Annotated in this window: 16 protein-coding genes; 8 read left to right on the plus strand and 8 right to left on the minus strand. The window is 72.2% G+C overall.

The features are described from left to right. Positions 1 to 7 precede the first annotated feature (7 nt). A complete protein-coding gene (locus ACIQOE_RS15765; protein WP_351318988.1) occupies positions 8 to 1,399 on the minus strand; it encodes an FAD-binding oxidoreductase in 1,392 nt (463 codons plus the stop codon). 160 nt (positions 1,400 to 1,559) lie between these two features. On the opposite strand from ACIQOE_RS15765, the gene ACIQOE_RS15770 reads away from it, so the two are divergent. The 4 genes from ACIQOE_RS15770 to ACIQOE_RS15785 are packed head-to-tail and all read left to right on the plus strand — an operon-like array spanning position 1,560 to position 4,388. After that, positions 1,560 to 2,084 (plus strand): phosphatase PAP2 family protein, encoded by a 525-nt coding sequence (locus ACIQOE_RS15770; RefSeq protein WP_365554682.1) that lies wholly within the window; start codon positions 1,560 to 1,562, stop codon positions 2,082 to 2,084. A gap of 29 nt (positions 2,085 to 2,113) precedes the next feature. Further along, the gene (locus tag ACIQOE_RS15775) at positions 2,114 to 3,073 is read left to right on the plus strand and encodes a decaprenyl-phosphate phosphoribosyltransferase (protein WP_401412526.1); all 960 of its coding nucleotides are present in this window, start codon (positions 2,114 to 2,116) and stop codon (positions 3,071 to 3,073) included. Then, the gene (locus ACIQOE_RS15780; RefSeq protein WP_351318419.1) at positions 3,070 to 3,495 is read left to right on the plus strand and encodes a GtrA family protein; all 426 of its coding nucleotides are present in this window, start codon (positions 3,070 to 3,072) and stop codon (positions 3,493 to 3,495) included. The genes ACIQOE_RS15775 and ACIQOE_RS15780 overlap by 4 nt, the downstream gene beginning before the upstream one ends. Further along, entirely contained in the window at positions 3,483 to 4,388 is a 906-nt protein-coding gene (locus ACIQOE_RS15785; protein ID WP_351318421.1) for a YihY/virulence factor BrkB family protein, read from the plus strand. Before ACIQOE_RS15780 ends, ACIQOE_RS15785 begins: the two co-directional genes overlap by 13 nt. Here ACIQOE_RS15785 and ACIQOE_RS15790 read toward each other — a convergent pair. After that, the gene (locus ACIQOE_RS15790) at positions 4,336 to 5,616 is read right to left on the minus strand and encodes a D-alanyl-D-alanine carboxypeptidase family protein (RefSeq protein WP_401411944.1); all 1,281 of its coding nucleotides are present in this window, start codon (positions 5,614 to 5,616) and stop codon (positions 4,336 to 4,338) included. The two genes, ACIQOE_RS15785 and ACIQOE_RS15790, sit on opposite strands and share 53 nt — an antisense overlap. A 91-nt stretch (positions 5,617 to 5,707) precedes the next feature. Here ACIQOE_RS15790 and ACIQOE_RS15795 point away from each other — a divergent pair, with 91 nt between their 5' ends. From ACIQOE_RS15795 to ACIQOE_RS15805, 3 genes are all read left to right on the plus strand, one after another. After that, positions 5,708 to 5,947: an SCO4848 family membrane protein gene (locus ACIQOE_RS15795; protein ID WP_351318425.1), complete on the plus strand. Its 240-nt coding sequence runs from the start codon at positions 5,708 to 5,710 to the stop codon at positions 5,945 to 5,947. A gap of 16 nt (positions 5,948 to 5,963) precedes the next feature. Beyond that, positions 5,964 to 7,229, plus strand: a complete 1,266-nt coding sequence (locus ACIQOE_RS15800) for a metallophosphoesterase (RefSeq protein WP_401411946.1) — start codon at positions 5,964 to 5,966, stop codon at positions 7,227 to 7,229. Between the two features lie 215 nt (positions 7,230 to 7,444). Next, positions 7,445 to 8,986: an ABC transporter substrate-binding protein gene (locus ACIQOE_RS15805; RefSeq protein WP_365554670.1), complete on the plus strand. Its 1,542-nt coding sequence runs from the start codon at positions 7,445 to 7,447 to the stop codon at positions 8,984 to 8,986. 87 nt (positions 8,987 to 9,073) lie between these two features. Here ACIQOE_RS15805 and ACIQOE_RS15810 read toward each other — a convergent pair whose 3' ends face one another. Together ACIQOE_RS15810 and ACIQOE_RS15815 are read right to left on the minus strand one after the other, a co-directional pair. After that, positions 9,074 to 10,510 (minus strand): HAMP domain-containing sensor histidine kinase, encoded by a 1,437-nt coding sequence (locus ACIQOE_RS15810; RefSeq protein ID WP_351318431.1) that lies wholly within the window; start codon positions 10,508 to 10,510, stop codon positions 9,074 to 9,076. Beyond that, complete coding sequence (locus ACIQOE_RS15815) at positions 10,507 to 11,196, minus strand: response regulator transcription factor (protein ID WP_351318433.1); 690 nt, start codon at positions 11,194 to 11,196, stop codon at positions 10,507 to 10,509. Before ACIQOE_RS15815 ends, ACIQOE_RS15810 begins: the two co-directional genes overlap by 4 nt. A 175-nt stretch (positions 11,197 to 11,371) precedes the next feature. Between ACIQOE_RS15815 and ACIQOE_RS15820 the strand changes: the two genes are divergently transcribed. Beyond that, on the plus strand, positions 11,372 to 13,792 hold the full coding sequence (locus ACIQOE_RS15820) for an MMPL family transporter (protein ID WP_401412528.1): 2,421 nt from the start codon (positions 11,372 to 11,374) through the stop codon (positions 13,790 to 13,792). Here the strand turns inward: ACIQOE_RS15820 and ACIQOE_RS15825 are convergent. From ACIQOE_RS15825 to ACIQOE_RS15840, 4 genes are all read right to left on the minus strand, one after another. Beyond that, positions 13,785 to 14,528: a TetR family transcriptional regulator gene (locus ACIQOE_RS15825; RefSeq protein ID WP_351318435.1), complete on the minus strand. Its 744-nt coding sequence runs from the start codon at positions 14,526 to 14,528 to the stop codon at positions 13,785 to 13,787. The two genes, ACIQOE_RS15820 and ACIQOE_RS15825, sit on opposite strands and share 8 nt — an antisense overlap. A gap of 9 nt (positions 14,529 to 14,537) precedes the next feature. Continuing rightward, positions 14,538 to 15,032, minus strand: coding sequence for a thiol-disulfide oxidoreductase DCC family protein (locus tag ACIQOE_RS15830; protein WP_399012390.1), 495 nt, complete (start codon positions 15,030 to 15,032; stop codon positions 14,538 to 14,540). Continuing rightward, positions 15,029 to 15,436, minus strand: coding sequence for a hypothetical protein (locus tag ACIQOE_RS15835; protein WP_365554663.1), 408 nt, complete (start codon positions 15,434 to 15,436; stop codon positions 15,029 to 15,031). Before ACIQOE_RS15835 ends, ACIQOE_RS15830 begins: the two co-directional genes overlap by 4 nt. 94 nt (positions 15,437 to 15,530) lie before the next feature. Beyond that, the gene (locus tag ACIQOE_RS15840; protein WP_401411950.1) at positions 15,531 to 15,941 is read right to left on the minus strand and encodes a VOC family protein; all 411 of its coding nucleotides are present in this window, start codon (positions 15,939 to 15,941) and stop codon (positions 15,531 to 15,533) included. Between the last annotated feature and the right edge of the window lie 45 nt (positions 15,942 to 15,986).

Consider the following 15,986-nt stretch of genomic DNA (forward strand, 5'->3'; position numbering starts at 1 on the left):
ACAGCTCCTAGAGGCCGAGGCGGCGGGACAGGTCGGAGACGAACACCCCGCGCGGGTCCAACTCCGCGCGCAGCGCGCGGAAGTCGGCGAGCCGCGGGTACATCGCGGCGAGCAGGTCGGGGCGGAGCCGGGCGTCCTTGGCGAGGTAGACCCGGCCGCCGGCGGACGCCACCTCCTCGTCGAGTTCGTCGAGGAACGCGCCGAGGCCGGGCAGCGAGGCCGGGATGTCGAGCGCGAGGGTCCAGCCGGGCACGGGGAAGGAGAGCCAGCCGGGGTCGGCGTCGCCGAAGCGCTTGAGGACGGCGAGGAAGGACGGGCAGCGGCGCTCGGAGATCCGGGCCACGATCCGGCGCAGCGCCTCCTCCTGGCCGTATCCGACGACGAACTGGTACTGCACGAAGCCGCCGCGGCCGTAGACGCGGTTCCAGTGCGGGACGCCGTCCAGGGGGTGGAAGAACGTGGAGACGCGCTGGAGCTGGCCGGTGCGCGCGCGGGGCGCCTTGCGGTACCAGAGTTCGTTGAAGAGCCCGACCGTGGTGCGGCCCAGGAGGCCCTCCGGGACGAAGGCGGGGGCGGCCGGAAGCTGACGGGAGCGGAAGGCGAGTGGTGCACGCCCGGCGCGTGTGCCCGCACCGAGCGCCTCCAGGGGCGCGTGGTCGCCGCGCGTGAGCACCGCGCGCCCGGTCGCCGCCCCGCGGGCCAGCAGGTCGATCCAGGCGACCGAGTAGCGGTAGCGGTGGTCCGTGGTGGTCAGGCGGTACATCAGGTCGTCGAGGTCGTCGGCGCGTTCGGTGTCGACCGTCAGGTACGACGTCTCGACCGGGAGGAGGCGGACGGTCGCCGTGAGGATCACTCCGGTCAGACCCATGCCGCCGGCCGTCGCGTCGAACAGCGGGGTGTCGCGGCTCACCGTGCGGACCTGGCCGTCCGCGGTGAGGAGTTCGAAGGACAGCACGTGACGGGAGAAGGATCCCGAGACATGGTGGTTCTTGCCGTGGATGTCGGCGCCGATCGCGCCGCCCACCGTCACCTGGCGGGTCCCCGGGGTCACCGGGACGAACCAGCCGAGCGGCAGCAGCACCTCCGTCAGGCGGTGCAGGGAGACCCCGGCGTCGCAGAGCAGGATGCCGCCGTCGGCGTCGATGGCGTGGATGCGGTCGAGGCCCGTCATGTCGAGCACGGCGCCGCCGGCGTTCTGCGCCGCGTCCCCGTACGCGCGCCCCAGCCCGCGCGCGATACCCCCGCGGGCCCCGCAGTTCCGGATCACGTCCGCCGCCTCCTGGTACGTCCGGGGACGGATCAGGCGGGCGACGGTGGGGGCGGTGCGGCCCCAGCCCGTGACGGGGACGGCGGTTCCGGGAGGTGCGGACGCGGCGGGATCTGCGGACCCTCCAGGCATTCCAGGCATGAGGCCGACCGTATCGCCCCCGTATGGGTGTGATGCGTGCGGTATGCCCCAGCGTTACGGAAGATCACCTGACTCCCCGAAACGGGTGATTATCGGAATGTCGATCAATAGGGTCGTAGCTTTTGGGGAGTCGAGGTGAACAGTGAGTCCAATGGACGACATGGACCACCGGATCCTCTCCGCGCTGCACGCCTGCGGTGCCGATCCACGCGTCGCGTCGGCCGCGCGCGGTCTCTCCCTCGCCGGTGAGCACGGTGCGCTCTGGCTCGCGGCGGGCCTCGCCGGTGCCGCCGCGGACGGCGCGCGACGGCGTACCTGGCTGCGTGGCACGGCGCTGGTCGCGGGCGCGCACCTCGGCAGCATCGGCGTCAAACGGCTCGTGCGCCGGGCGCGCCCCAGCCACGTACGGCCCCTGGTGCGCACCGCGGGCCGGCACTCCTTCCCCAGTTCGCACGCCACCTCCGCGGTCGCCGCCGCCGTCGCCTTCGGCGCGCTCGGCGCGCCCGCCCTCGCGCCCCTGGCGGCCGCCATGTGCGTGTCCCGGCTGGTGGCCGGCGTGCACTACCCGTCGGACGTCGCGGCGGGCGCGGCCCTCGGCGCGCTCACGGCGCGTGCCGGGGCGCGGTGGATGCGCGGGGGAGTGCCGGACGTCTCGTACCCGGGGAGGCCGGCGTGACCGAGACCGCGCACGCCGCCGGGGAAGCGATTGCGGAAACGAATCTGCGCGAGCAGCGCGCCCACTCCGCCCGGCCGCACGGACCGGCACGCGTCCGCGTCACCCCCGGCGGCCTCCTCCTGGGCCTGCTCAGGACCACCCGGCCCAAGCAGTGGGTCAAGAACACCCTCGTCATCGCCGCACCGGCCGCCGCCGGCCGGCTCTTCTCCGTGCCCGCGCTCGCGACCCTCGGCCTCACCTTCGCCCTCTTCACGGCCTGTGCCGCCGCCGTCTACCTGATCAACGACGCCCGCGACGCGGACGCCGACCGCGCCCATCCCACCAAGTGCCGCCGCCCGGTCGCCGCCGGCACGCTCCCCGTCCCCGTCGCCTACGCGGCCGGAGGCGTGCTGGCCGTCCTCGGACCGGCGCTCGCGGCCTGGCTGACCCCGCCGCTGGTCGCGGCCCTGCTGATCGCCTACCTCGGCATGCAGCTGGCGTACTGCGTCCTGCTGAAGCACGTCCTGGTCGTCGACCTCGTCGTCGTCACCACCGGATTCCTGATGCGGGCGGTGATCGGCGGGGTCGCGCTCGGCATCCCGCTGTCCCGCTGGTTCCTGATCACCACCGGCTTCGGCGCGCTCTTCATGGTGGCGGCCAAGCGCTACTCCGAGGCCGTCCAGCTGGCCGGCAAGGCGGGCGCCACGCGCGCGCTGCTCACCGAATACACCACCGGCTACCTCCGCTTCGTCTGGCAGCTCGCCGCCGGCGTCGCCGTCCTCGCCTACTGCCTGTGGGCCCTTGAGGGCCACCGCACCCCGGCGCCGGGCCTGCTGCCGTGGCGTCAGCTGTCCATGGTCGCCTTCATCCTGGCGATCCTGCGCTACGCCGTCTTCGCCGACCGGGGCACCGCGGGCGAACCCGAGGACGTCGTCCTGCGCGACCGCGCCCTCGCCCTGATCGGCCTGGCCTGGCTCGCGATGTACGGGCTCGCGGTGGCCCACTGGTGAGCGCTCACCAGCGCGAGCTGATCGGGTTCGCTGCCGTCGGCCTGCTCGCCTACGCCACGGACCTCTCCCTCTTCAGCTGGCTGCGCGGGCCGGCCGGCCTGGACCCGCTCACCGCCAAGTCCCTGTCCTTCCTGGCCGGCTGCACGGTCGCCTACCTCGGCAACGCGCGCGGCACCTACCGGGGCGCGCGCCTGCCCGGGGTGCGCGCGTTCGCCGTCTTCGTGGCGGTGAACCTCGCCGGCGCCCTGGTCCAGCTGCTCTGCCTCGCCGTCAGCCACTACGGCCTCGGTCTCACCTCGCAGCGTGCCGACACCGTCTCCGGCGCGGTCGTCGGCATGGCGCTCGCCACAGTTCTGCGCTTCTGGGGTACCCGTACATTGGTATTCCGTGCGGAGGGCAGAGTCGGATCATGGACTGGCTGAGAAAGCTTCCCGTCGTAGGCCCGCTCGTCGGGTGGCTGATGCAGACGCACGCGTGGCGGTCGTACGAGCGGCTGGACCGGGTGAAATGGACCCGGCTCGCCGCCGCCATGACGTTCATCAGCTTCATCTCGCTCTTCCCCCTGCTGACCGTGGCCGCCGCGGTCGCCGCCGCCACGCTCAGCGAGTCACGGCAGCACACCCTGGAAGGCAAGATCGCCGACCAGTTCCCCGGCATCTCCGACCAGCTGGACATCAACTCGCTGGTGCAGAACGCCGGGACCGTCGGCCTCATCGCCGGTGCCCTGCTGCTGTTCACCGGCATCGGCTGGGTCGGCCAGATGCGGGACTGCCTGCGCACGGTGTGGGAGCTGCCCGACAAGGAGCAGAACCCGATCGTCGCCAAGGGCAAGGACGCCGGCATCCTGATCGGCCTCGGCGGCGCCCTGCTGATCACCCTCGCCGTGTCCACGGTCGCCTCGGCGGCGGTCGGCTGGACGGCGGGGCAGTTCGGCATCGACCAGCACAGCTGGGGCAGCCTGCTGCTGCGGATCATCGCGTTCCTCGTCGCGGTGGTCGCCGACTTCCTGGTCCTGCTCTACGTCCTCACCCTGCTGCCCGGGGTGGAGCCGTCGCGCCGCCGCCTGCTGGTCGCGGCGCTGATCGGCGCGGTCGGCTTCGAACTCCTCAAACTGCTGCTCAGCGGCTACATCCAGGGCGTGGCCACGAAGAGCATGTACGGCGCGTTCGGCGTGCCGGTCGCCCTGCTGCTGTGGATCAACTTCACCTCGAAACTCGTTCTGTTCTGCGCCGCCTGGACGGCCACCGAGAGCGGCGAGGAGATCACGGACGAGGCCGCCGGCGTACCAGATCCGGCAGCGGCCAACGGCGGTTGACCAGGAACGCCGCGCCCACCAGCAGCACCACCACGCCGCCCGCGATCCCCAGCGCGATCCCGACCCCGCCGGAGCCGTCGGCGGAGGCGGCGGCCACCGGGGACGACCCGGAGTCCTTGCCGGAACCGGTGGCGGGCGCGGAGGAGGACGGGCTCGCCCCGGTCCGCGCACCGGTGTCCGCGGTTCCCTTCGGCGGGACCAGTTCGCCCACCGGGGTCACCTTGCCGGCCGCCTGGAAGCCCCAGTCGAAGAGCTGCGCGGTCTCCTTGTAGACCTCGTTGTGCTCCTTCTTCTCCGGGTTCATGACGGTGACCAGCAGCACCTTGCCGCCCCGCTCCGCGACCCCGGTGAAGGTGGCGCCCGCGTTGGTGGTGTTGCCGTTCTTCACCCCCGCGATGCCCTGGTAGACCGGCACGTCGGTGTCGCCGCTCAGCAGCCGGTTGGTGTTCTGGATCTCGAAGGACTCCCGCACCGACTTGCCCTTGGCGTTCTTCGTCGTCTCGCCCGGGAACGCGGCCCGCACGGTCGAGCAGTACTCCCGGAAGTCCTTCTTCTGCAGTCCGGAGCGGGCGAACAGCGACAGGTCGTACGCCGAGGACACCTGTCCGGGGGCGTCGTACCCGTCCGGACTCACCACGTGCGTGTCCAGCGCCTGGAGGTCGTCGGCGTGCGCCTGCATGTCCTCGACGGTCCGCCCGACACCGCCGTTCATCGCGGACAGCACGTGCACGGCGTCGTTGCCGGAGCGCAGGAAGACGCCGAGCCACAGGTCGTGGACCGTGTAGGTCTGGCCCTCCTTTATCCCCACCAGGCTGGAGCCCGCGCCCATGCCCGCGAGGTCGGTCGCCGCCACCTTGTGCGGGGTCGACTTCGGGAACCTCGGCAGCACGGTGTCCGCGAACAGCATCTTCAGGGTGCTCGCCGGGGGCAGCCGCCAGTGCGCGTTGTGCGCGGCCAGCACCTCGCCGGACTCGGCGTCGGAGACGATCCAGGAACGGGCCGTGAGGTCCTTCGGCAGCACCGGGGCGCCGGCGGCCGGATCGACCTGGGTGCCGGGCTGTCCCAGCCGGGCGCCGCCGACCGACGACATGCGCGCCGGCGGCGTGGCCGACGGACTGGTCGAGGGCGTGGGCGCGGCGAGCGCGGCCGGCGCGGTGAGCGACAGGGACAGCAGGGCGGCGGAGGCGACCAGCAGGGACCGGCCGGCCGGGGACTTCGGTGCGGGCACGGACGAGAACGTACCCGGCACGGACGGCGAAGTCCCGCCGCCGACCCCACCCCGGGCACGGAACCGGACAGCCGACGGCGATACTGGACCCATGAAGCTCAGCCGCCCGGTGTCCTGGTTCCTGCTCGCGTTCGGAGTGTGGTCTTGGTTCATCTGGATCACTTTCGTCAAGAACTTGGTCAAGGACGGCAGCGGGCTGGCCTTCGACGACGGCCGTCCGACCGCGTACTTCTGGGTCCACCTGACGCTGGCCGTCGTTTCCTTCGTATTGGGGACGGTCATCGGGGGCATCGGGTTGCGCGGAGTGCGCGCACTGCGCCGTACGTCATAGGGAGAGGCACCCCGGGGTGATCATCGTCTTCGCGCTCCTCGCCCTGGCCGTGGTGGCGGGCCTGTACGGGTACCTGTGGCGCCGCCTGGTGCGGGACACGACGTCGGGCCCGGGGGCGGCCCGGCGGACCGGCACGGCCGTCTTCGTCGTCGGCCCGGTCCTGATGTTCGCGGCGCTGTTCGCCGAGGTCGGCCACGCCCCCTTCGCCCTCCAGCGGACCCTGGCCTGGCCGGGCTTCCTGTGGATGGCCCTGTCGCTGTACCTGCTGCTGGCGGTGGTGGCGGGGGAGGCCGTCCGGCCCGTGGTCACCCGCCTGTGGCGACGCCTCTCTCCCGAGCGGCCCGCTCCCGGACATCCCGGTACGGAGTGCCCCGCCAAGGAGGCGGAGAGCCGCGCCGCGGAGGTCCGCGACGAACAACCGTCGCAACCTACCGAAACCGCCCCAAGTAATACAAACCCGTCCCGCCGTCTCGTGGTCTCCCGGTTCGTCGGCGGCGCGGCCGCCACCGCCGCGGTCGCCACCGTCGGCCTGGGCACCTACGGCGTCCTGCGCGGCCCCGCGGTGAGACGCGTCACCGTCCCCCTCGCCAAGCTCCCCCGGTCCGCCCACGGTTACCGCATCGCCGTGGTGAGCGACATCCACCTCGGTCCGGTCCTCGGCCGCGGCTTCGCCCAGCGGGTGGTGGACACGATCAACGCCACGCAGCCCGACCTGATCGCGGTCGTCGGCGACCTCGTCGACGGCAGCGTCAAGGACCTCGGCCCCGCCGCCGCCCCGCTCGCCGGGCTGTCGGCACGGCACGGCGCCTACTTCGTCACCGGCAACCACGAGTACTTCTCCGGTGCCGAGCAGTGGGTGGCGGAGGTGCGCCGGCTCGGCCTGCGGCCGCTGCAGAACGCCAGGACCGAACTGGCCGGCTTCGACCTGGCCGGGGTGAACGACATCGCGGGCGAGAGCTCCGGCCAGGGCCCCGACTTCGACCGGGCGCTCGGCGACCGCGACCCGGCCCGCGCCTGCGTGCTCCTCGCCCACCAGCCCGTCCAGATCCACGAGGCCGTCCGCCACCACGTCGACCTGCAGCTCTCCGGCCACACCCACGGCGGCCAGCTCTGGCCCGGCGACCTCGTGGCGGCCGCCGCCAACCCGACCGTCGCCGGCCTCGACCGCTACGGCGACACCCAGCTGTACGTCTCCCGGGGCGCCGGCGCCTGGGGGCCGCCCACCCGCGTCGGCGCGCCCTCGGACATCACGGTCGTCGAACTGGCGTCGAAGCGGGCGTGAACGCCGGGTGCCTGTGCGGGCGCTGTGAAATACGGGAGAAACAGGCGCTCGGTAAGTTCTTTCTCATCTGGTCCGATCACTCTTCCCCCACATGAAACACCTGTGGTTAGGTGAGCCGCGTCACTTAGGGGAGTGGCACTTGTGGAGGGCCTGGGCAGGGCCTGGAACGGGCCCGTGCGGGTCCTGGGGAGGGCACCACCGTGCGATCTGTTCGCATGCGGATTCTCGTGACGCTTCTCGTCCTGGCGATCGTGGGGATCGGCGGCTGGCAGCTACTGCCGTCGCAGGGCGACAAGAACAAGACGATCATCGTCGGTACGACCGACGCCGTCACCTCGCTCGACCCGGCCGGCGCCTACGACGCCGGATCCTGGGCTCTGTTCAACAACGTCTTCCAGTCGCTGCTGACCTTCGAGCCGGGCGGCGTCCAGCCGGTCCCGGACGCGGCGCAGAAGTGCGACTTCACCGACACCGGTCTGCAGACGTACCGGTGCGTGCTGCGGGACGGGATCACCTTCCCGAGCGGCCGGGAGATGACCGCCGAGGACGTGAAGTTCTCCTTCGACCGCGTCAAGAAGATCAACTCCGACGTCGGTCCGTCCTCGCTGTTCTCGACGCTGTCCTCGGTCACCGCCTCCGGCAAGACCGTGACCTTCCACCTGGCGTCCCCGGACGCCACGTTCCCGTTCAAGGTGGCGACCGGCGCCGGTTCGATCGTGGACAAGGACAGCTACCCGGCGGACAGCCTGCGCACCGGCGACTCGGTGGACGGCACCGGCCCGTACCGCCTGACGTCCTACACCCAGGGCAAGCGGGCCGACCTCCAGCCCAACGGCGCCTACAAGGGCGGCCTCGACGGCACCGGCCGGCCCATCACCCTGGACTACTACAAGGACTCGGCCAAGCTCAGCAGCGCCTACAAGGCGAAGGAGATCGACGTCGCCACCCGGACGCTGCCGCCGGACATGGTCTCCAAGCTCTCGCCGAGCGACCCCGACCAGCGCGTCTCGGAGTCCGACAGCGCCGAGACCCGCAACCTGTACTTCAACACCCGCAAGAACTCGGCCCTGCACGACGTCCTGGTCCGGCGCGCACTGGCCTGGCTGGTCAACCGCGAGGAGCTGGCCGCAGGCGTGTACGACGGGACGGTGGAGCCGCTGTACTCGCTGATCCCGACCGGTCTCACGGGCCACACCACGTCCTTCTTCGACTCCTACCCCTCGCAGAGCGTCGCCAAGGCGAAGGCGCTGCTGGAGCAGGCCGGCGTCAGCACCCCGGTCGAGTTCACCTTCGGCTACGGCATCGGCCACGGCGCCGGAGCCGAGGAGGCCGCCGCGCTGAAGAAGCAGCTGGAGGCGGGCGGCCTGTTCAAGGTCGACGTCAAGGGATACGAGTGGACCGACTTCCAGAAGTCCTGGGCCACCGGCAAGATGGACGCCTGGGCGGTCGGCTGGGTCGCCGACTACCCGGACCCGGACACCTTCGGCGCCTCCCTGGTCGGCAGCGACTCCACGATGAGCACCGGCTACAGCAACCAGGCCGTCGACGGGCTCATCAAGGACAGCCAGCGGTACGCCGACCGGGCCCGCGTCGACGCGGACTTCCGCACCATCCAGACGGACGTGGCCAACGACGTGCCGCTGATCCCGCTCTGGCAGCGCACGGACTACGTCGTCAGCATCGAGGACGTCGGCGGCACCCAGTACCTCACGGACAGCACCGGCCTGTTCCGCCTGTGGAGCCTGGACTGGATCTGACGGACCCGCACCCCGCACCCCACGCACCGCCCCGACAGGCAGGCGGTCGTGGGGTGCGGCGCGTCCGGGCGGCGGAAACCGCCGCGCTCAGGCGGACCGCAGGGACACGGTGACGGCCAGGCCCCGACCGGGCGCCGTCCGCACCCACACCTCGCCGCCGTGCGCGTCCACCACGCCCTGCACGATCGCCATCCCGAGCCCGCTGCCCTCCGCGCTGCCCACCCGGAAGAACCGGTCGAAGATCCGCGCCGCGTCCTCCTCCGCCAGCCCCGGCCCCTCGTCGGCGACGCACACCCGCACCACCCCGTCCGACCGCTCCACCCCCAGCCGTACCGCCGCGTCCACCGGTGTGTGGGTACGGACGTTGGCCACCAGGTTCCCCAGCACCTGCCGCAGACCCGACTCGTCGGCCCGGACCAGGACCGCCCCCTCGGCGCTCACCGCGACCCGCCGCGCCGGCTGCTGGGCCCGCAGGTCCTCCGCCGCGTCCCGGACCAGCCGGCTCACGTCGACGTTCCGGAACCGGATCTCGGGCCGCTGGTCGAGCCGCGCCAGCAGCAGCAGTTCGTCGACGAGCCGTCCCATCCGGTCCACCTCGCCGTGCATCCGGTCCCAGGCCCGCCGCCGCTCCCCGGGCTCGCGCAGCATCCCCTTGTCGTAGAGCTGGAGGTAGCCGCGGATGGCGGCGAGCGGCGTGCGCAGCTCGTGCGAGGCGTCGGCGACGAACCGGCGCAGCTGGGCCGCGCTGCGCTCACGGGTCCGGTACGCCGTCTCCACCTGGTGCAGCATCGAGTTGAGGGCGAGGCGCAGCTGCTCGACCTCCTCCGTGGGATGCCGGCTGGAGGGCACCCGCCGGGTCAGGTCGCCCTCGGCGATCGCCGACGACGTCTCCACCATGCCCTCCAGCGGCAGCAGGCAGCGCCGCGAGCTGAACATGGTCAGACAGGCCAGCAGCGCCAGCAGCAGCGCGCCGACCGCGAAGTCGAGCCGGAGCGCCTTGGCGATGCCCTCGTGCAGCAGCTCGGTCGAGGTCGCCAGCAGGATGTAGGGGCCGTCGGCGAGCCGGGTCGCCGTCACCCGGTACATCGCGCCGTGCACGGTGACGTCGCCCGGTTCGGTGCCCGCGGCGAGGGCGCGCGGGTCGTGCACGGCGGCCGCCAGCCCGCGCTGGGCCTGGGTCGGCGCCATGTCGAACACCTCGACGGCGCCGCCCCTGCCGTCGACCACGGCGAAGATCGAGCCCGGTGCCGGGTCGGACTCCGAGGGCACCACCCGGTCGCGGATCACCCCGAGCGTGCCGAGCGAGTCGACCTGGCGCAGGGTGAGGCCCGAACTGCCCAGCGAGGTGCGCATCTTGAGCAGGGAGGAGTCGACCTGGTCCAGGAGGTACAGCCGCATGCCCATGATGCTGACCGTGGTGGCCGCCACGATGCCGACGGCGAGCAGGCCGACGTTGGCGAGGGTCAGCTTGCCGCGCAGCGAGTGCATGCCGTGCCGGTGGCGGTGCCGCTTCGCGACCTTCATGCCAGCCCGTACCCGACGCCCCGCCGGGTGGTGATCACCGGCGCGCCCAGGGCGTCCAGTTTGCGCCGCAGATAGCTGATGTAGGTCTCCACGACGGTCGACTCGGACGGCGCGTGCTCGTACTGCCAGACGTGCCGCAGGAGTTGGTCCTTGGGGACGATCCGGCCGCCGTTGCGCACCAGGAAGCGCAGCAGCGCGTACTCGGTCGGGGTCAGCTCGACCGAGCGGCCGGCCCGGTGCACCGAGTACGTCGTCTCGTCCAGTTCGAGGTCGCCGTAGCGCAGCGGCGGGCGCTGCTGGATGACGTCGGCCGGACGGGTGCGGCGCAGCACCGCCCCGATCCGCGCGACGACCTCGTCGATGTTGAACGGCTTGGTGATGTAGTCGTCGCCGTAGCCGAGCGCGCCGACTATCTCGGCCGGCGCGTCCCGGGCGGTCAGGAAGACCAGCGCCAGGTCCGGTTGCCGGGCGCGCAGTTCACGGGCCAGGGCCCGGCCGTCCCCGTCCGGCAGCATCACGTCCAGCAGGGCGGCGTCGGGGCGGGTGCGTTCGGCCAGCGCGAGGGCGTCCCGGACCGTGCCGGCGGTCATCACCTCGAACCGGTGGTAGCGCAGGGCGATGGCGAGGACGTCCGCGATGCTCGGCTCGTCCTCCACGACCAGCACGGTGCTGCCTGGAGCCGTCATGTCCCCAGTATCCGCACGGGTGCCGACGGCGGGGGGCGCACAGCTTTGGAGTTCCTTGAGAGTCATGCGCGCCCCGTGTCCCCGCGCGGGTCCCGCCGCCAATCCTGGTGCCCAGGACCTGGGGGACCGACCGACCGAACTCATCTGATTCAAGGAGCTGTTGAGCGTGACGGCATTGGCACGGTGGTGCTATCGGCACCGGCTGGTGGTCCTGTTGGTGTGGGTGGGGGCGCTGTTCGGCGTGGGCTTCTCGGCCTCGTCGGCGGGCACGGACTACGCGAACGTCTTCTCCCTCCCGGACACGGACTCCAAGAGCGCCTACGACCTGATGCAGAAGGCCTTCCCGAACACCTCGGGCGACACGGACACCGTGGTCTGGAAGGCCGACCGGGGCTCCGTCCGGGACGCCGCGGTCCGCGACCGCGTGCAGCCGGCCCTCGACGCCATCGCGAAGGTGCGGGGCGTCGGCGCGGTCGCCGGCCCCTACGACGGCCCCGGGGGCGCCGCGCAGATCAGCCGGGACGGCACCATCGCCTACGCCCAGCTCACCTTCGTCCAGCGCGCGAACGAGATCCCGAAGGACGTCGTCCAGCAGGTGCTCGACACCGCCCAGGGCGCCGAACGCGGCGGACTGGAGATCGAGTTGGGCGGCCAGGCGATCCAGCGCGTCCAGGAGCCGCCGCAGGGCCTGTCCGAGATGGTCGGCATCGTCGCGGCGGCCGTCGTGCTCTTCCTGGCGTTCGGCTCGTTCTTCGCGATGACCCTCCCGATCGCGATCGCCGTCTTCGGTGTCGGCATGGGCCTGTTCTCCACCCAGCTGCTGAGCCACACCACGAACATCCCCGACATCGCCCCGCTGCTCGCGTCCCTGATCGGCCTCGGCGTCGGCATCGACTACGCCCTGTTCATCGTCACCCGGCACCGCCGGGGCATCCTGCGCGGCATGGACCCCGAGGAGGCGGCGGTTACCGCCCTCAACACCTCGGGCCGGGCGGTGCTGTTCGCGGGCGGCACGGTCTGCATCGCGCTGGCCGGCATGCTGGTCACCCGGCTCCGCTTCCTGGACGGCGTGGTCATCGGCACCTCCCTGACGGTGGTGCTCAGCGTCCTGGCCGCCGTCACCCTGCTCCCCGCCCTGCTGGGCTTCCTCGGCCCGCGCGTCCTCAGCCGCCGCCAGCGCCGCCGGCTGGCCGCCGAGGGCCCCGCGCCGGAGCGGGCGAGCGGCCTGGCGGCCCGCTGGTCGGCGAACGTGGAGAAGCGCCCGAGGCGGATCGCCGCGCTCGCCGTGGTCGTCATGGCGGTCCTCGCCGTCCCGGTGCTCTCGCTGCGCCTGGGCGCCACCGACCAGGGCAACGACGACGCGGCCACGACCACCAGGAAGGCCTACGACCTGCTCGCCGAGGGCTTCGGACCCGGCTTCAACGGACCGCTCCAGGTGGTCAGCGCGGGCGGTGACACGGCGACGCTCGTCGAGGACATCCGGGCGACCTCCGGAGTCGCCCGGGCCGCCGCGCTGCCGCCCGCGCGGGGCGTGACCGTGATCCAGGTCGTCCCGACCACCTCGCCGCAGTCCAAGGAGACCGACGACCTCATCGACACCCTCCGGGACCGGGTGATCCCGAAGGCGGGCGCGGACGCCCATGTGGGCGGCGTGACGGCGGTCTCCAAGGACTTCGCCGCGGTGACCGGCGACCGGCTGCCGCTGTTCGTCGCCACGATCATCGGCCTCGGCTTCCTGCTCCTGCTGGTCGCCTTCCGCTCCCTGGTGGTCCCGCTGACCGCCGCGGTGATGAACCTGATCGCCGCGGCGGCCTCCTTCGGCGTGCTGGTCGCGGTGTTCCAGTGGGGCTGGGGCCTGGACCTGCTGGGCCTCGGCAAGGAAGGCCCGATCAACGCCTTCCTCCCCGTCATCATGCTGTCCCTGCTCTTCGGCCTCTCGATGGACTACCAGGTGTTCCTGGTGAGCCGGATGCACGAGGAGTGGGTGCACACCAGGGACAACGCGCGGGCGGTCCGGGTGGGCCTCGCCGAGACCAGCCGGGTCATCAACAGCGCGGCCCTGATCATGGTCTGCGTCTTCCTGGCCTTCGTGCTGAGCGGCGACTCGGGCGCGGCGATGGCGGGCGTGGGCCTGGCGGCGGCGGTGGCGCTCGACGCGTTCATCCTCCGCACCGCGCTGGTCCCGGCGGCGATGCACCTGTTCGGCACGTCGAACTGGTGGCTGCCCGGCTGGCTGGAGCGGCGGCTCCCGCACCTCGCGGTGGAGCCGCAGGAGGAGCCCGCGGCCGCCGCGCCGCAGGCTCCGTCCGTTCCGTCCGGTCCGGCCACGGCGGTCCACGGGTTCGTCCGCACGGCGGACGGCGACCCGGTCGAGGACGCCTCGGTGACCCTGATGTCCACGGGCGGCCGCCAGCTGGACCGCGTCACGGCCCTGGCCGACGGCTCCTACATCGTGTCCGTCCCGGCGCCGGGCGCCTACCTGCTGGCGGTGACGTCGCCGTCGTACGGCTCCAAGGCCCGGCACCTGACGGTGACGGAGGGGCCGCTGGTGTACGACGTGGAGCTGACCGGCGACGAGGTGGACGCCGTCACGTAGCGCGGCGCGCCTGTGCCGCCGGGTCCGGCAGCACCCGGGTCATGCCCGGCAGGAAGTCGGTGAACAGCTCGTGCACCTCCAGCACGAGCGGCCGCAGCACCCGGAACCGCGCGAGGGAGACGCCTCGCGCGGTCAGCCGGGCCCCGCGTTCGGCGAGCCGGTAGCTGCGTTCCCGGCCCTCGGTCCTGTCGAAGATCCAGTACAGGACCAGGCCCATCTGCGAGAGCCACATCAGCTCGGGCAGGACGTCCCGGAGTTCGGGCGCGACCTTGGTCTTCGCACCGGCCAGCACCTCCCGGTGCACGCTGATCGCCTCCGCGCGCGCGTGCTCGCTCTCCGGCGAGAACGGGCTGAGCGGGCTGTCGGGGTCGGCGGCGTTCTTGAAGAAGTGGACCGCGAACTCGTGGTACGGCAGGGCGATGTCCAGCCAGACCTTGAGGACGCCCGCGAGCCGCGCCTCCAGGTCGGTCTCCCGGTCCAGGACCTCGCGGACCGCCACCCGGTGCTCGGCAGCGAGCTGGTCGTAGAAGCCCTGGATCAGGTGCTCCTTGCCGGCGAAGTAGTAGTACGCGTTGCCGACGGAGACCCCGGCCTCCGTCGCGATGGCCCGCATCGTGGTCTTCTCGTAGCCGCGCTCCCGGAACAGCCGCATCGCCGTCTCCAGGATCAGGGCGCGGGTCTGCTCGGACTTGCTCGGCGTACCGGCCTCGACGGGACCGTCGTTCTTCGCGGACACGGACAGAGCCTAACCAGTGGCGCAGGCGTCGCCCGCACAGCCCGGGGGGTCGTACGTCCAGCCGAGCCCCGGGTCGTACGTCCAGCCGTCGCCGCGCCGGTAGACCCGGCCGCCCCACTGGGCGCCACGCCACCGGGCGGCGGCGAGCACCGCGCCCCGGGCCAGCCGGGCTCCGGCCGGTGTGCTCAGCCTGTGGGCCAGCGGCCGGTGCTCCCGCAGCGCCCACAGGACCACGATCCAGGCGGCCGTCTCCCGGTAGACCTGGCCCGAGTCGCCGACGACGGTGACCTCGTCGAGGGTGGCGGAGTGGTCGAGGCCGGGGAAGCGGGCGCGGGCCTCGTCCGAGGCCGCCGGGAGCAGGGTGAGCGGCACCAGCTGCGGCTGCCGGACGAGCCAGCCCCGCAGGTGGGTGCAGAGCGAGCACTCGGCGTCGTACAGGACGGTGAGCCCGCGGACCGGGACGCGCGTGGCGTCCCGGTCGCCGGTGACCGGCACGGTGCTCACGCCCCGGCCGCCGGTGCGGTCCAGCCCTGCGGCGGGACGGGCGGCAGCTGTTCCTTCTCCATGACCCCGCGGCGCCGTATCCGGTTGAGGACGTACACGTTGCCGAGGTGCATCACGCCGAGCACCAGCAGGACGACGCCGAGCTTGGTCGACAGGGCCTCGAAGATGCCCCGGGTGTCCTCGACGGTGTCGCTGGTGTGCAGGTACAGCGCGACGAAGCCGAGGTTGACGAGGTAGAAGCCGACCACCAGGAGGTGGTTGACGGCCTCGGCGAGCTGTTCGTTGCCGTGCAGCACGTCGGAGAGGAAGATCCGTCCGTTGCGGCTGAGCGTGCGGGCCACCCAGATGGTCAGTCCGATGCTGACGAGCAGGTAGATCACGTAGGTGATGACCGTGCGGTCCATGCCCCACCCCTTCTTGAACGCGTTCAAAACGCTGACAGGGATGACTGTAGACCTACTTTTGAACGTGTTCAACTCGTCTGCGGGGTGACCGCGTTCACGTCCGGCGGGCCAGCTCCGGCCGCTTGCCGTAGTCGGTGAAACCGAGGACGTTGCCCCACGGGTCGGCGATCTCGACGGTCCATCCGGTGGCGACGGAGAACGGCGCGTCGAGCACGGCGATCCCGGCCTCCGTCAGCCGCCGCGCCGCCACCCGGGCGTCCGGCACCTCCAGCCACAGCCGCGGCGCGGCCCACACCGGCGTGCGCCGGCCGAGCCCCGCCTCGGCCCGCAGCAGGATGCCGGGCGTCTCGCCGCCGACCTTCAGCTGGGCGATGCCGCCCTCGTCGAACCGGAACCCGACCGTGAACCCGGCCCGCTCGTAGAAGGCGACGGCGTCCGCGAGGTCCCCGACGGGGAGCAGAACATGGTCGAAACCGAGCAGTTCGTACGACTCGTCATCTGACATGCGATCAGATTAGGTGCGGAGATGTCGCTTGCCCGGCGGGCTGAC

The sequence above is a fragment of the Streptomyces sp. NPDC091282 genome (genome assembly GCF_044757385.1).
Classification (GTDB): domain Bacteria; phylum Actinomycetota; class Actinomycetes; order Streptomycetales; family Streptomycetaceae; genus Streptomyces; species Streptomyces gramineus.

What these genes read in the sequence shown, in the direction of transcription:
- ACIQOE_RS15765 (WP_351318988.1), bottom strand. Translation starts at nt 1,399, where the DNA reads ATGCCTGGAGGGTCCGCAGATCCCGCCGCGTCCGCACCTCCCGGAACC.
- ACIQOE_RS15840 (WP_401411950.1), bottom strand. Translation starts at nt 15,941, where the DNA reads ATGTCAGATGACGAGTCGTACGAACTGCTCGGTTTCGACCATGTTCTG.
- ACIQOE_RS15805 (WP_365554670.1), top strand. Translation starts at nt 7,445, where the DNA reads ATGCGGATTCTCGTGACGCTTCTCGTCCTGGCGATCGTGGGGATCGGC.
- ACIQOE_RS15785 (WP_351318421.1), top strand. Translation starts at nt 3,483, where the DNA reads ATGGACTGGCTGAGAAAGCTTCCCGTCGTAGGCCCGCTCGTCGGGTGG.
- ACIQOE_RS15810 (WP_351318431.1), bottom strand. Translation starts at nt 10,510, where the DNA reads ATGAAGGTCGCGAAGCGGCACCGCCACCGGCACGGCATGCACTCGCTG.
- ACIQOE_RS15770 (WP_365554682.1), top strand. Translation starts at nt 1,560, where the DNA reads ATGGACGACATGGACCACCGGATCCTCTCCGCGCTGCACGCCTGCGGT.
- ACIQOE_RS15835 (WP_365554663.1), bottom strand. Translation starts at nt 15,436, where the DNA reads ATGGACCGCACGGTCATCACCTACGTGATCTACCTGCTCGTCAGCATC.
- ACIQOE_RS15815 (WP_351318433.1), bottom strand. Translation starts at nt 11,196, where the DNA reads ATGACGGCTCCAGGCAGCACCGTGCTGGTCGTGGAGGACGAGCCGAGC.
- ACIQOE_RS15795 (WP_351318425.1), top strand. Translation starts at nt 5,708, where the DNA reads ATGAAGCTCAGCCGCCCGGTGTCCTGGTTCCTGCTCGCGTTCGGAGTG.